Genomic DNA, 14,006 nt, shown 5'->3' with positions numbered 1-14,006 from the left:
ATTTTAAAAAACAGCAGCAGTCTAGGACATTCTTGTCCATGGCTGTCTGCTGTTTCGTTTTTTGGGTCCGTTTGCTCAGCGCTCAAGTCAGCATCAGCAGCTCCTTGATTTCGTCCTCGGTCAGCGCGGAGAGCGGCTCCTCGCCTGGCTGGATGACCTCGTCGATGAGGTTCTTCTTGCGCTCCTGCAGCTCGACCATCTTGTCTTCCACGGTGCCTTCGGCGACGAGACGGATGACCTGCACGACGTTCTTCTGCCCGATGCGGTGGGCGCGGTCGGCGGCTTGCTGCTCGACGGCCGGATTCCACCAGAGGTCATAGAGAATGACCGTGTCGGCTCCGGTCAGGTTCAAGCCCGTGCCGCCGGCTTTGAGCGAGATCAGGAACAGGTCGCCTTCGCCGTCGTTGAACCGGTTGCTCAGCTCGATGCGGTCGCTCGGAGGCGTGCTGCCGTCCAGATAGAAATACGACACGTCCCGCCGGTGCAGCTCCTGCCGAATGAGCTTCAACATCTCCACGAACTGCGAGAACACGAGCATCCGCCTGCCGGCGCTGCGGCATTCTTCGATCAGCTCCAGCAGCTGCTGGAGCTTGCCCGAGCTGCCTGCGTAATCCTCGACGAACAGCGCCGGATGGCAGCAGAGCTGGCGAAGCCGGGTCAGGCCGGCGAGGATGCGGATCCGGTTCTTGTTCAGCGTCTCTTTGTCCAGATGACGGAGCGTCTCCTCGCGCAGCTTCGCTAGGTAAGCGGCGTACAGCTTTCTTTGTTCCGGCAGCAGGGCGGATGCCTGCACGGATTCGATTTTGTCCGGCAGCTCCTTCAGGACGTCGGCCTTCACCCTGCGGAGCAGAAACGGACGCGCCCGCTTGGCGATCGTCTCGCGGGCCAGGTCGCCGAACGCCTTGCGGCCCGGGAAGAGATCGGGACATACGGCGTCGAACAACGACCACAGCTCCTCCAGCCGGTTCTCCACCGGCGTTCCCGTCAGCGCGAACCGGTTGCGGGCGCGAAGCAGCTTCACGCTGTGGGCCGTCTGCGTCGCGTCGTTCTTGAACGCCTGCGCCTCGTCGAGGATCAGCGTGTGGAAAGACAACGCCGCATATTCCACGACATCCCGCCGCAGCAGCGGATACGACGTGATGACGACGTCCGCCGAGGAGCAGCTCGCTAGAACGGCATTCCGCTGCGCTTTCGTCCCGTCCGCGATAACAGCCCGGATATGCGGCGCAAACTTGCGAATTTCGTTACGCCAATTGTACGTCAGCGAAGCGGGCGCGACGATAATGGCGGGCAGCCGCTCCTCGCGGATATTCGGCAGCATGGACGCAAGGAACGCGATGGCCTGGACGGTTTTGCCAAGTCCCATGTCGTCGGCGAGGATGCCGCCGAAACCGTAATGCGCCAGCGTCCGCAGCCATTGGTAGCCGTAGGCCTGATAATCCCGCAGCGGATGGAGCAGCTCCTGCGGCTCGGGAAAATCCAAATTGTCCGGACTGCGCAAATTGTCGAGCAGCCGCCGAAAAGCCTTGTCCAGCTTGACCGCTCCGCCTTGCCGCGGGACGTCCATCAGATGAAGGCCGCGGAACAGCGGGATATGGATGCCCGAATCGCGGAGGTCCTTGGCCGTCAGCCGGCCTTCGTTGATGAAGCGGATGATTTCTTTCATCTCGTCGCTGTCCAAGGGAAGGAGGGCGCCTGTCCGGAGGCGGTGGTAGCTTCTTTTCTCCTCGATGGATTTCAAGACGGCCTTGATCTCCGACTCCGGAATGCCCGCGATATCGAATTTGACGTCCAGCCAATTGGTCCGCTCGTTCAGCGTTAGCGCAACGTTCGGCGGCAAGCTGCCGATATGGATGCGGGTGCGGACGGCGGAGGTGGCATGGATGGTCAGGAGCTTCTCCAGCTGCGGCACGACATGCTGCAGAAAATGGTACTCGCGCTCTTCGTCGCCCAGGAAGTAGCCGGCCTCTGTCTTGGCGAATGACGCGCCTTCCATGAGGGCGAGAATTTGGCGCTCCCGATCCCCGTCCCGCATAAGAATCGGACCGTTGCCGCGGCGTTCGTGCTCCGACTCGAGCGGATTGATGACGAGGTCGCCGTAGTGGAACTCCAGCGCGGCCAGCAGCCGGTCGCGGATACGGTCGAGGAACAGCTTCGCTCGCAGCGGCCGCTGCGTAATACGCTCCGCTACTTCCTCGGCGATCCGCACGCTGCCGAGCTTCAACAGTCCCGGCATCGCCCGTTCCATGAACGGCTCGATTTGCCCGGGAGGCAGCGGAAGCGACTGCGGCTCGTCCGCCTGTTCGAGCAGCTCCTGCAGTTCAAGCAGGCGGCTGCACGCTTCGGGCGGCTGGCGAAATAGTTTGCCTTCGGCGAGGACCAGGCCGTAAGCGTCCAAGACGGTCATTTCCGTCAGGCCCTGCATGCGCAGCCGGCAGCCGATCCCCGTCACATGCTCTTCGAGTTCAAAATGCAGCGGCAGCCGTTCATCCGTCGGCGAAATCGCCGCGTATACGACGTTATCGATCTCCATGACCGTGGACGGCGCGGCGGCCAGGGCGGCAAGGAGCGGCTCCCATGCGGGAGGCGGGATCAGAAGCATCCGCTCGCCGCTCATCGGCGAGGCATATGCGGCGTATACGCCCGACGTATCGCGGTACAGCCGCTCTTGCTCCGCCATGGCGATCAGCTGCTCCAGCACCGCGAAGTCGGCCGCGCCGAAGCAATGCTGCCGCGGGTCATAGGCGAGCGATTTGGAAATGGCGCAGGGCTCGCCGTTCGCCGCGCACTGCAGAAACTCGCGGATCCGGGGCACGATGATCGGCCGCTTCGCTCCGGCTTTGATTTCGATGCCGAGCATGCGTTTGCCTCGGCCGTAGGCGAACGGCTTGCAGACGAAGGCGAGGGGGAACGGCGTGCGCGTGTCGAACCGCGTCTGCGAAGCGGGAACGGTCCGGCCGGTCTGAGGCGCGAAGAGCTCCAGCAGCCCGCGGGCAAGCCGGTCGTCGGCGGGTTCCGTGAGCAAATGGCGGTCATCGCCGCGAAGTTTCGCGTCGCCGCGCCCGCCTGCGGCCCCAGATCCGGCCGGCGTCCGCCCGGCCTGCTGGGCATCAAGAATAAGCAGCAGCACCGCTGCGATATGCGAGCAATATTTGTCATAGGAAGACAGCGAGGGGCAGCTGCATTGTGCCGTCACATCGCCGTCTTCGTCAATCCGAAGGGTAACCTCGAAATTCTCCTGCAGCTGGACATTCGCTTCGCACCGCCCGGCGTCCGCGTCGTAGTACGTGACGGCGACTTTGCCGCTGCGGAAGGCGGCTTCGCCGCGTTTATAGGAAAGCTGGCCGCACATGGACTGAATGGCGGACAGCGTTAAAGTGTGATTCATTCGCCGTCTAGGCCTCCTTCTCCGGCAATCGCCGCCGTATGCAGAGCCAGCGATCGCTCGCGCTCATTTGCGCGTTTCTCCTGCCGCCTGCTTGCGGTATTCCGACGGGGTGCTCCCCGTGAATCGTTTGAAAAAAATGCTGAACGTATGAATGGACGAGAAGTGCAGCTCCTCCGCGATCTGCGTCACCGGCTTGTCCGTGGCGCGCAGCTCGAATTTGGCTTTGTCGAGGCAAAGGCTGCGCATGTATTCGCCGACCGGCATGCCGATCGCGCTCTTGAACTCGCGGGCGAGATGGGAGCGGCTGATCGGGATGGAGCGGGCAATCGCTTCGATATCGTGGTCGTAGCGGATCTCGCCGTGCAGCCGGTTCATGACCGCGATGACGGCGCTGCCGAGCGGATTCGGGTGGGCATCCGGCTGCTTCGCGCTATCGTGGAACAGCCGCGACACCGTGACGAGCAGCTGCAGGAACAGCCCCTCCGCCATGTGGAAGCTGAGCCGCGGACGCAGCCGAACTTCGCGCAGCAGCCGTTCGAAGATCCATTTGACCGTCCCGTCTTCGTCCGGCACCACGCGTCCCGCGCCCAGCTGGTAGAAATCCGGCTGCAGCGCCTTCATCCACTCGAGCTTGAAGCCCATGTAATAGAGCCGGAACGGCGCATCCTTGCCCGCCAGCCCGTAATGCGTCTCTCCGGGCTTGGTCAGCCACAAGTCGCCGGCACGGATTTGATAGAGCGTCTTGTCGATTTGATACTGGCCATGGCCCTCTTCCAAGTAGCAAAGCTCGAAATGATCATGGTAATGCGAGGTCGTCGCCCAGTTCGGCATGAGCTGCTCGCCAATGTAGTAGAGGCTGCTCGATCGTGCGTCGAAGGGCAGCTCGGCCCGAAACTCCAATTCGTTCTCGATGAGCAGCGGCCGGTACGGCGCAACGTCGCGGTAGGGCGATTGTTCGCTCATGGTGGGCGAAGTCATTCAGGATCAGCCTCCCGCTCCATTTCTGATGCTTCCAGTATACCCCGCGTGCGAAGGATACGAAAGTCGGATGATGATCAAAAGCTTTAAATTATCGCATATGCCGGGCAAAGACAGCTCCCTCTCCCGCGTCTAAAATGATAATCAGATGCAATGTCAAAATAGAATCGAATGAGGTGCGAAGAGATGACAACGATACACAAGCAAGTGAACGACGCCTGTTTGCCGGCACGGGAGGACGTGGAGTTCTTCGATAAGAACGGCTATTGGGTATCCCCGGTCATCTTCTCGGAAGAGGAGCTGGCGGCGATCAAGGATCACCAGGACCGGATCTATCGCGGGGAATTCGAGACGGGCCGCGCGCCGGTCTGCAACTGGCTGGAAGGCGTGGACAATCCGCGGGCGCTGCGCAAAACCGACAATTCGCACTGGTCCGATTCCGTGCTGCGCGGCGTGGCGACGGACCCGACGATCGGGGCGATCGCAGGCATGCTGATGCATGCGGATACGATCCGTCTGTGGCATGACCAATTGCTGTATAAACCGGGCCGCGGGCCGGGACGCGAGACGGCGAACGTCGGCTGGCATCAGGATTTCTCCTACTGGCAGTGCGCGAAGGAGCCGACGCTGGTTACGGCGTGGGTCGCGTTCACGGACGTCGATCTCTCCAACGGCTGCATGCAGATGGTGCCGCGCAGCCATCAGTGGGGCTTGCTCAAGATGAGCGATTTCTTCGAGCAGAACATGGAGAAGCAGCAGGCGGACATGGATATCCCGGAGAACGAGCAATTCACGACGAAGCCGATCATTATGAAAGCCGGGCAGGTGAGCTTCCACCATGCGCTGACCATTCATGGCAGCGGGGCCAACACGACGGAAGAAGCGCGCCGTTCCATGGCCGTCCACCTCATGACGGGGGAGACGCGCTACAAGCAAGGCACGAGGGGCGACGGTCATTTCAACGCCGGCTTCATGAAAGGCCGCGACGGCGAGCTGTTCGACGGACCGGAGTTCCCGGTGCTGTACGGCGCATCCGCGAACAAGTAAACAAGAAAACCGTGCAGATATCCGCTTCATGCGGGGCTGCACGGTTTTTTTAAGCGAGCTATGCGTCAATAATGAATGACCTCGCCGGCGTTCATCTGCGGCGGCCAGGATTGATCGATGACGTATGCGCCGGAGGGCGGCTTCACCGTTACGCGATCGCCGATTTGCAGATCGTTATACAAGGAAAGGTCGCTTAACCGGTAATACATGAAATCTATTTTGCGGCTCTTGGACATCGCAAGCGTAGGAGCTGCGCTTGACCGTTCGCTCGCCTTGATGTTGCGGGCGACAAGGATTTTCGGCGTCTCGCCGCTATTGTCCTTGCCGATAATGTAATCGCCTCGAACGTCACGGGCTTCGTGGGCTTGCTTCGTGAATAGGATTGAAGCGATAACGAGCAGCATAACGGTTGTTGCGCAGATTATTGCGGTTTTTCTCTTCAAGCGGGATTCCTCCAAACTTATTAGTGGTTATCGCAGGTCCATTTTCCGCTTCCGTTTCCGTTTCCGTTATAGGTTCTCCTTACTAGACAGCGGATCCGGATGAAAGGTTGCTTTCACGCGCATCGAATCTTGTTTAATTGTAAGTATAGCCGTAATCATCATACATGGAGGGCGTCCACGCTTCGGACGGAGTAAGCTTGGCTGAAGAACGGCGCTCATAACGGGAGGAATTCAAATTGAAAACAACTTGTGCGGCAGGCGGACTAATGGTCAGGGATGATTGCGTACTGCTTGTCAAAATCGCGTATGGTGCCAACAAGGATTGCTGGATGCTGCCGGGCGGGCTGGTGGATGAAGGGGAAGCGGTGGAACAGGCTGCCGCGCGGGAAGTCCGGGAAGAGACGGGGATCGAAGCGAAGCCCGTGCGTCTCATCGGCGTCAGAACCGGGATACGGGAGACGGATGACGGGCATATGCTTGATCTTTATTTTGTCTATGAGATGGAATGGCTAGCCGGCGACGCGGCACCTGACCACTATGAAAGCATGGATGCGCGGTTCAGACCGATTTCGGAGGTGCTGGAGGATGAGAGCACGATTCACTTGACCAAGGAGCTGCTCCGCTCGTATCTCCAAGCCGCACCGGCCGCCGGGTTGACGAAGCTGGGAGCCGGCATTGCAACGAATACGAAGTACGTGGATTATAAGGTTTATACGGTTTGAGAGCGGCGGGTTGATCGCAAAAACATAAAGAACCGCGTCATAAAACGCGGTTCTTCGCATTGTTCATTAGCATGCAGCCTTCAGATCAGGAGTGGATGCGACGCGGCTGGCCGCGGCTTCGTTACTCCGTACCTTCGATCCGGGCAAGCTCCGCCAGGACGAGCGGCTTCACTTTCGTGCCTAGCAGCTCGATGGCGTGAAGCACGTCCTTGTGCGGCATCGTGCCGACGTTCACGTGCAGGAAGAAGCGGGTGACCCCTAAGTTCTTGCGCAGCAGGATGATCTTCTCCGCGACGGTTTCCGCATCGCCGAGATAGAGCGCGCCACGCAGGCTGCGGGCATCGTCGTAGGTAGCGCGGGAATAAGGCTGGCCCCAGCCGCGTTCGCTTCCGATCTTGGTCATCTGCGCCTGCGTCGGCTTGAAGAACAGCTCGGCCGTCTCTTCGGTGGAATCGCCGACGAACCCGTGGGAATGGGTCGCGATTTGCAGCTTGCTCGGATCGTGTCCGGCTTGCGCAGCCGCTCGCTTGTAGAGGTCGACGAGCGGAGCGAATTTCTCCGGCATGCCGCCGATGATAGCGAATGCGATCGGCAGCCCAAGCAAGCCCGCGCGGATGGCGGACTGCGCGTTGCCGCCGCTCGCGATCCAGACCGGCAGCGGATCCTGAACGGAGCGCGGATAGACGCCGAGATTATGAATGGCGGGGCGATGACCGCCGCGCCAGCTGACTTTCTCCGAAGCGCGGATGGCCAGCAGCAGCTCCAGATTCTCCTCGAACAGCTCATCGTAGTCTTCCAGGCTGTAGCCGAACAGCGGGAAGGATTCGGTGAACGAGCCGCGGCCCGCCATGATTTCGGCCCTTCCGTTCGAGAGGCCGTCCAGTGTAGCGAACGACTGATAGACGCGCACCGGATCGTCGGAAGAAAGCACCGTGACGGCGCTCGTCAGTCGAATTTGCTTCGTCATGCCGGCCGCGGCAGCCAGAACGACTGCGGGCGCGGTACCCGCATAATCGGGACGATGATGCTCGCCGATGCCGTATACGTCCAAGCCGACTTGGTCGGCCAATACGATTTCATCTACTGCCCGGCGCAGCCGCTCGGCGTGGCTGATGACCGCCCCCGTTTCCGGGTCAGGCGTCGTTTCGAGAAACGTACTGATTCCAATCTCCATCGGTTTTGCCAACTTGCTCATGAATGCCGCCTCCTAGGTTGCTCTGTTTCCTCTAGTGTACGCAATTTCTGAAAGTTTCTCAATTATAGTAAGTGAATTGTTTGTGCGGAATACGGCTAGTCAACCGGCAAAGAGCCGGAGTTGGAAAAATTATCCTACCACCAAAATGTTGCCTCGTCAAGCATGAGCGAGCATGCGTGAACATGGAGTCGTCCGGTCTGCGATAACTCAGCGACGGGAAGCGGGAAGCGGGTTTATTTCTTCCCCTCTCGCGGTGTACGTTGGAAGCAGATACGGAAAGGATGGTCGCGCATGCCGCAACAGGCCCATCGATTTCACAAACCTATTATTGTCCTTAAGCAAGCGGATCTTCCTTATTTGCTGCATCAGCCCGATCGGAGTTCCGATTCTGGCGCCAAATGGCCGCTTATTCTGTTCTTGCACGGACGCGATCAGCGAGGAAACGACGTGGAACAGCTGAAGATCCGCGGTCTGCCCCGAATAGCCGAGGACAATCCGGCCTTCCCGTTCATCGTGCTCGCTCCGCAATGTCCGAGTTATTACATTTGGCCGATGGTTTTTGACGGCATAACGGCGTTGCTGGACGAGGTGATCGCCAGCTGTCCCGTCGATCCGGAACGGATATTCGTCACCGGCCTCAGCATGGGCGGCTATGGGGCGTGGGACTTGGCGATGGAATATCCGGAACGATTCGCGGGAGTTGTTCCGGTGTGCGGTTCGGGTTCACCCGAACGGATCGGGCGGCTGCGAGACGTGCAGGTGTGGGCGTTTCATGGCACCCGCGATGAAGTCGTACCCGTCGAAGAGGCGCGGGAATTAATCTCGGCACTCGGGGACTGCGGCGGCAACGGCCGGCTAACCGAGTATCCCGAAGGCGGTCACGCGATATGGGAAGAGGCGTATGCAACCGAGGAGCTGTATAGCTGGTTTTTCAGGCAGCGCAAAGCAGTTGGCGTGGAGTAACGAACGAAAGCCATGGTCGAGGACGAACGGGAGGCAGGTGCCGAGAAGGCTTCTATTCAGCGGGTAACGCAGCTCTTTTCAATTGGCTTACTAGCTCTTGCAATGGCTTACTAGCTCTTCTCAACTGACTTACTACCTCTTGCAGCTGGCTAACGGATCGTAGCGATCCTATTCGTGCTTATATGGGCCCTCAGCTTATCTAACGCACTCCGGCGTCGTTATTATGTGGAAAATTGGCAGAATGCGATGAAAAGAGGAGGTTTACACGAAATAAGACGTCTGAGGTGCGTTAGCGATGGGAAACGTTAACTATGCAGCGAATAAGACTTGCTGGATTCGTTAGAGGTTTTTCCGAGAAGTGAATATGAAAACGCTGGCAAGGCGACTTAGCTTGCCGCTTTGCGATCGTTTGCAATCGAACGGCCGATAAGAATTTCAACCTTCCCTTCCGTAACAATCCGGCGATCCCTGTCGTCTAAGAGTGTAGCCAAGCAGAGAGCTGAAAGGAGCAGGGATATGCCGCGTTTTCGAATGCCATCGATCATGATTATTGTTGCCGGGCTTCTGGTCTTGTCCGCCTGCGGGAACAAACAGACCGTCGACAGCCAGCAGGCAAACGGTCAGCAGGCAGCCGCTCAGCAGGCAGCCAGTAAACAAACTGCCGGTCAGCTGACGGACGAACGGCAGGGAGCAAATGTTCAGCCGCAGACGATGCTTCATCAGCAAGCGGATCCAACGAATCACTCGCGGCCGGCCGCGCAGCCGATGAACAAAGGCGGACCCGCGCCGAGGTATTTGGAGCTGTCCGTGCATCCGCAAGGGGACCATTTCAAGCAAGCCGATAAGGTGAAATTCCTTATCGACGTGAAGAATGTGTCCAAGGAGACGCTGCAGATCGCGAACACGCCTTCCATTCTAGTGGGACCGGCATTGACGACGACGAACGAGCATGCCGTCATTGCGTTGTATGATTGGAAAGGCCGAACATTGAAGCCAGGCGAAACCGCGACAGCTTCGGCCGTCTGGAAGCAGACCGGCAAGCCGGGATGGTACAGCGTGGAGTTTGGCCCGATTCAATTGGGCAGGACAACGACTGGCGGAGCCGGCACCCGGTTCTTCGTCAGCTACCCCGCCGATGCCTTACAACTCGGCAAGGTCGAATCGGGAGCGAAGTTGAAACTGCCAACGGAGAACGGGGAACTCGAATTCGTGTTGAAGAACATCGAGATGACGGATCGCTTGACGACGATTGCGTTTGAATTCCATACGGATCTGATGTCGCCGATGAGTTTCCAGATCGCGATGGCTCCATCCAACGATGCAGCTCACCCGGAGCCCGCACTCAGCGTGGAGCAGAATGGCGAGAAAGACGGCGTGATCAAAGGCAAAGCGACGTTTGCCCCGGTGTCCAAGGATGCGAAGTCGCTCCGATTCGTCATTTCGGACTGGTCCGTTGTATTCAAAGGGGATCATACGGAAATCCGCAAAGGCCCGTGGACGATCGACGTGCCGCTGAAGTAGCGGGCAGGAAGCGGTAAGGTGATTATACGGGACATAGGGGGAGGGACCGCGGTGAGAAAAGGGATGCTGCTCCTCGTCGTGCTGCTGTCTATTGCAGCGATGACGGCAGGCTGTGGGAAGACGACATTCGACCTGAGCGGCTACGTTATCGAGGTCCAGCAGGACGCGTTATTGGTCGTATGGGGCGTGTCCAAGGTCGACATCGAGAACCATTCGGTGAATGATATTCTTGATCTAGCTGCGCCGAACGCGGTCCAGCTCCATTATAAGAAGGCCGGGAAGTTCAAGGCAGGCGATAAAGTCCGGGTGCAGACGACAGGCAGCTCCGATGCTTCGTATCCCGCCCTCATGACGGCGAAGAAAGTCGAGCTGGACTCCTCATAGTCCGAGTATAAAATAAGCCTCCAAAACCGCGCCGCCGAGGCACGGGTTTGGAGGCTTTTATTGTGTGGCGTCCGATCTACTGCGTTACTTTCGCTTTTTTCGTTTATTCCGCTTCTTTCGCTTCTCCCTCTATTTCACCATCCCATGCCGCAGCGCCGTCACGACGACTTGGGTCCGGTCCTCGCAGCCGAATTTCTGCAGGATCCGGTGGACATGCGACTTCACCGTGCCTTCGGTAATGACCAGCTTCCGGGCGATGCTGTCGTTACGCAAGCCATAGGCCATCTCCTGCAAAATCTCCTGCTCGCGCTCGGTCAGCGCCTCCAGCAGCACCGGCTTCGTGCCGGCTTCGGGAATGATGCAGCCCGAAGCGACCGCGCGGGAGAGCGCATCCGCCGCAAGATCGGTCCGGTACACGGCCTCGCCACGGTATGCGGAACGGACTGCGCCGAGCATATCTTCCACATCGGCGTCCTTCAGCAAATAGCCGACCGCACCCGAACGAATCACCTGATAAATGTAGTCCGGATCGTTAAAGGTCGTCAGAATGACGATCTTCGCCTGCGGCAGCTGCTTCATGATCGTCTGCGCTGCTTCGATGCCCGTCATGCCCGGCATCTGAATGTCCATGAGGATGATGTCCGGACGAAGGGCGAGCGCCAGCTCTACCGCTTCGTTGCCGTCCGCCGCTTCGCCGACCAGCTCCATGTCGTTCTGCAAATTAATGACGTACCCGAACCCTTGGCGGATCATTTTCTGATCGTCGGCCAGCAGCACTTTGATTTTATCGTCCGTTGTCGTTGTCGTTGTCGTCGTCGACGTTGGAGTCATCTCCATTCCCCCGTTCCCCCGGTCCGCCGTTAATCGGCAGCTCCGCTTTGATCTCGAAACCATGCGGCTGTACTATACCGTAATCAAGCCGTCCGCCGCGCTCTTCCAGCCTTGCCCGCATCATTTTCAAGCCGAACCCTTCCTGTACGGCCGCTTGCGCGTCCAAGCTGCCGTTGTCCTGAATGCGCAGCACGATGTGCTCCTTCTCTCGAAAGAGATTCACCTCTACATGCGTTGCGCGGGAATGGCGAATGATATTCGTGACCGCCTCCTGCAGCACGCTGAACAGCAGGGCGTAGTCGCTCGTTGCCGCGTCCTCTTCCTGCAGCTCGGCATGAAACGTATACCTGATGGACGTCGTTGCTTCCATTCGGGCCAGCAGCGCCGCGAGCGGCGCCAATCCCGACACCGACCGGTCGTCCGCGAGCGCATGAACGGAGCTGCGAATATCCGCCAGTCCTTGCCGGGCAACGGCGAGCATGCCTTCCAACGACTGCTCCGCCTGCGCAGGGTCTTTGCCGATCATATAACGCATTGCCTGCATCTGTACGATCAAGGACGTCAGGCTATGTCCGACCGCATCATGAATATCGCGCGCGATGCGAGTGCGTTCATCCAGAATCGCATTTTGCATCGACGTAACGGACGCCTCTTGCAGATGCGCATAGGCTTCTTGCAGCTCCGCCAAATGCCGCTTATTCTGCTCGTACATGCTGTCGCGCTGCCGGCGGCTTCGAACATTGATGTAGAAGAAGGCGGAAATGACCGAGAACGAAACGAAGGTGAGCAGATTGACGTCGCCGAGTGCCGTATATACGCCCGCGATCAGAATCATGGTAGCCAGCAGCGGGACGCGGGTCTGGGCAAAGGTCAGCCGTACGATGGTGGACAGCACGACGATGGCGTAGAAGTAAATGAGCGTCGTTTCGTCGTACCAGAAGATGCCGGCTGCCGTCTCCAGCGTGATCAGTCCGATAAACGCAAGGGATCTCCGCTTGGGCTTCCAGAAATACCGCAAAATGAACCGGCTGGCAAAGGTAGCGGTAATCAAAATGTTCAACGCGATCCGCAGCGGCGAGCCCGTGAAGAAATCGTTGGCGTACATAAGCGAGATGATGATGGCTAGTCCGGCTGTCGTTCTGACGGGCAAAGGCAAATATCGGTCACGCATAACGAATCGGACTCCCCCAGTTACGTTGCGCCGCGAGTTCGGCTTTCTTGTTACATTTATAATAGCCGCGGAATGCGCCGGAAATCAAACAAGTTGAGGCCGGCGGCGCCAATCTCTATCTCTGGATATAGAGGCCGATTGTTGAGGTTCTATCCGGGGTTGGTCGCCGCCGCAGCCGGTTCGCGTTAAGATGGGAACAGGTCAACAAACGCTATGAGGAGGCAATAAGGATGCAGCAGCAAATCATTATTATATTGGTCGTATGTTTGGTAGGGTATCGGATTATGAAGCGGGTGAAGAGCAATTTTACATGGACGGTGCTGAAGACGAGAAGTCTGAGGATTCGCATGATCTTGTTCGCGGTCATCGGCGTGGTCTTTCTGGCGGAAGGCGGGGTGAGCGCGGCAGGCATCGTTTCGGATGTCATCGGTATTCTGATCGGTGTTGCGCTGGGCTATATCGGCTCGGAAATGACGTCATTCGAGCAGCGCGGCACGGAGCTGTATTATCGGGCGAATGTTTGGATCGGAAGCCTTGTGACGGCCTTGTTCATCGGGCGGTTCGCGTATCGGTTCTATACGATGTTCGAAGCCGGGCAAGACGGCGGTTGGCAGAACATGAGCCCTGCTTCTAGCGGCAGCTCGTGGACATCGGGACTTATGCTTATCATGTTCGCTTATTACATCGTTTATTACTTCCTGTTGATGCGGCATCGGGGACAGTCGGCTGGACGCGTTTACTAAGCTCTGCAGGGTAGGGCAGCTAGTCCCGCAGGGTGGTTTTGAAATTCATGGAAGCATGCTATGATGGGGACAGCTCTAGATTGATGCCAAAAAAAGGACGGCGATGGCGATGAACAACGTAACGAGCATGAAAATACTCCAACCCGCGGCAGAGGTGTTCGAAGCTTTCGTCGACCCCGCGCGGATCGGGAACTTCTGGTTCTCCTCCAGCTCCGAGCGGTGGGAAGCGGGCAAGACGATCGGACTGCGTTATGACGAATACAACGCCCAATTGGAGATTCACGTCTTGGAAGTCGAAACGAATCGGACCATCGTGTTTCGGTGGGGCGGGGAAGACAACGTCGTGACGATGCAATTTCGGGCGGTAGATCCAGCTGCCACGATTATTGACGTGACGGAAACCGGGTTTCGCGAAGACGATCCGGAGCTGCTGGCCAAAATGGTCGATAACAAGGAAGGCTGGGTGTTCATGCTGACCTGCCTGAAAGGATATTTGGAGTTCGGAGTCAGCCGGCTGCGCGGCGGGTTAGTGAAAGGCTGATAATATGCCGCTGACCTGCCTCGAGCGAGGCGGCGCGTGTTCGTACGCGTTTGGAAGGCTCTCTTCTAATCGCTTGGTA

At 58.4% G+C, this 14,006-nt stretch carries 13 protein-coding genes; 7 read left to right on the top strand and 6 right to left on the bottom strand.

Features of this window, described 5'->3' with window-relative positions:
• Positions 1 to 82: 82 nt before the first annotated feature.
• Together GZH47_RS13460 and GZH47_RS13455 are read right to left on the bottom strand one after the other, a co-directional pair.
• Entirely contained in the window at positions 83 to 3,388 is a 3,306-nt protein-coding gene (locus GZH47_RS13460) for a DEAD/DEAH box helicase (RefSeq protein WP_162640552.1), read from the bottom strand.
• A gap of 63 nt (positions 3,389 to 3,451) precedes the next feature.
• Positions 3,452 to 4,366 (bottom strand): AraC family transcriptional regulator, encoded by a 915-nt coding sequence (locus GZH47_RS13455; RefSeq protein WP_162640551.1) that lies wholly within the window; start codon positions 4,364 to 4,366, stop codon positions 3,452 to 3,454.
• 186 nt (positions 4,367 to 4,552) lie between these two features.
• On the opposite strand from GZH47_RS13455, the gene GZH47_RS13450 reads away from it, so the two are divergent.
• Positions 4,553 to 5,413: a phytanoyl-CoA dioxygenase family protein gene (locus GZH47_RS13450; protein WP_162640550.1), complete on the top strand. Its 861-nt coding sequence runs from the start codon at positions 4,553 to 4,555 to the stop codon at positions 5,411 to 5,413.
• 65 nt (positions 5,414 to 5,478) lie between these two features.
• Here GZH47_RS13450 and GZH47_RS13445 read toward each other — a convergent pair whose 3' ends face one another.
• Positions 5,479 to 5,856 carry a hypothetical protein gene (locus GZH47_RS13445; RefSeq protein ID WP_162640549.1) on the bottom strand — a complete coding sequence of 126 codons (378 nt, stop codon included), beginning with the start codon at positions 5,854 to 5,856 and terminating at the stop codon, positions 5,479 to 5,481.
• 236 nt (positions 5,857 to 6,092) lie between these two features.
• Here GZH47_RS13445 and GZH47_RS13440 point away from each other — a divergent pair, with 236 nt between their 5' ends.
• Complete coding sequence (locus GZH47_RS13440; protein WP_162640548.1) at positions 6,093 to 6,578, top strand: NUDIX domain-containing protein; 486 nt, start codon at positions 6,093 to 6,095, stop codon at positions 6,576 to 6,578.
• A gap of 121 nt (positions 6,579 to 6,699) precedes the next feature.
• Here the strand turns inward: GZH47_RS13440 and GZH47_RS13435 are convergent, their stop codons facing one another.
• Positions 6,700 to 7,752 carry an LLM class flavin-dependent oxidoreductase gene (locus GZH47_RS13435; RefSeq protein ID WP_162645237.1) on the bottom strand — a complete coding sequence of 351 codons (1,053 nt, stop codon included), beginning with the start codon at positions 7,750 to 7,752 and terminating at the stop codon, positions 6,700 to 6,702.
• A 312-nt stretch (positions 7,753 to 8,064) separates the two neighbouring features.
• On the opposite strand from GZH47_RS13435, the gene GZH47_RS13430 reads away from it, so the two are divergent.
• The 3 genes from GZH47_RS13430 to GZH47_RS13420 all read left to right on the top strand — a co-directional run bounded on the left by GZH47_RS13430 (position 8,065) and on the right by GZH47_RS13420 (position 10,641).
• Positions 8,065 to 8,736 (top strand): carboxylesterase family protein, encoded by a 672-nt coding sequence (locus GZH47_RS13430; protein WP_162640547.1) that lies wholly within the window; start codon positions 8,065 to 8,067, stop codon positions 8,734 to 8,736.
• 516 nt (positions 8,737 to 9,252) lie between these two features.
• Positions 9,253 to 10,257 carry a hypothetical protein gene (locus GZH47_RS13425; protein ID WP_162640546.1) on the top strand — a complete coding sequence of 335 codons (1,005 nt, stop codon included), beginning with the start codon at positions 9,253 to 9,255 and terminating at the stop codon, positions 10,255 to 10,257.
• 51 nt (positions 10,258 to 10,308) lie between these two features.
• Positions 10,309 to 10,641 (top strand): DUF3221 domain-containing protein, encoded by a 333-nt coding sequence (locus GZH47_RS13420; protein ID WP_162640545.1) that lies wholly within the window; start codon positions 10,309 to 10,311, stop codon positions 10,639 to 10,641.
• 129 nt (positions 10,642 to 10,770) lie between these two features.
• Here the strand turns inward: GZH47_RS13420 and GZH47_RS13415 are convergent, their stop codons facing one another.
• Positions 10,771 to 11,472, bottom strand: a complete 702-nt coding sequence (locus GZH47_RS13415) for a response regulator (RefSeq protein ID WP_162640544.1) — start codon at positions 11,470 to 11,472, stop codon at positions 10,771 to 10,773.
• Positions 11,426 to 12,643: a sensor histidine kinase gene (locus GZH47_RS13410; protein ID WP_162640543.1), complete on the bottom strand. Its 1,218-nt coding sequence runs from the start codon at positions 12,641 to 12,643 to the stop codon at positions 11,426 to 11,428. The genes GZH47_RS13415 and GZH47_RS13410 overlap by 47 nt, the downstream gene beginning before the upstream one ends.
• A 230-nt stretch (positions 12,644 to 12,873) precedes the next feature.
• On the opposite strand from GZH47_RS13410, the gene GZH47_RS13405 reads away from it, so the two are divergent.
• Together GZH47_RS13405 and GZH47_RS13400 are read left to right on the top strand one after the other, a co-directional pair.
• Positions 12,874 to 13,386, top strand: coding sequence for a CcdC protein domain-containing protein (locus GZH47_RS13405; RefSeq protein WP_162640542.1), 513 nt, complete (start codon positions 12,874 to 12,876; stop codon positions 13,384 to 13,386).
• Positions 13,387 to 13,495: 109 nt separating this feature from the next.
• Positions 13,496 to 13,927: an SRPBCC family protein gene (locus tag GZH47_RS13400; protein WP_162640541.1), complete on the top strand. Its 432-nt coding sequence runs from the start codon at positions 13,496 to 13,498 to the stop codon at positions 13,925 to 13,927.
• Positions 13,928 to 14,006 lie beyond the last annotated feature (79 nt).

This window comes from Paenibacillus rhizovicinus, assembly GCF_010365285.1.
Taxonomy (GTDB): domain Bacteria; phylum Bacillota; class Bacilli; order Paenibacillales; family Paenibacillaceae; genus Paenibacillus_Z; species Paenibacillus_Z rhizovicinus.
The sequence above is the reverse complement of the archived record's forward strand: the minus strand, read 5'-3'. Positions and strand labels throughout refer to the sequence as shown.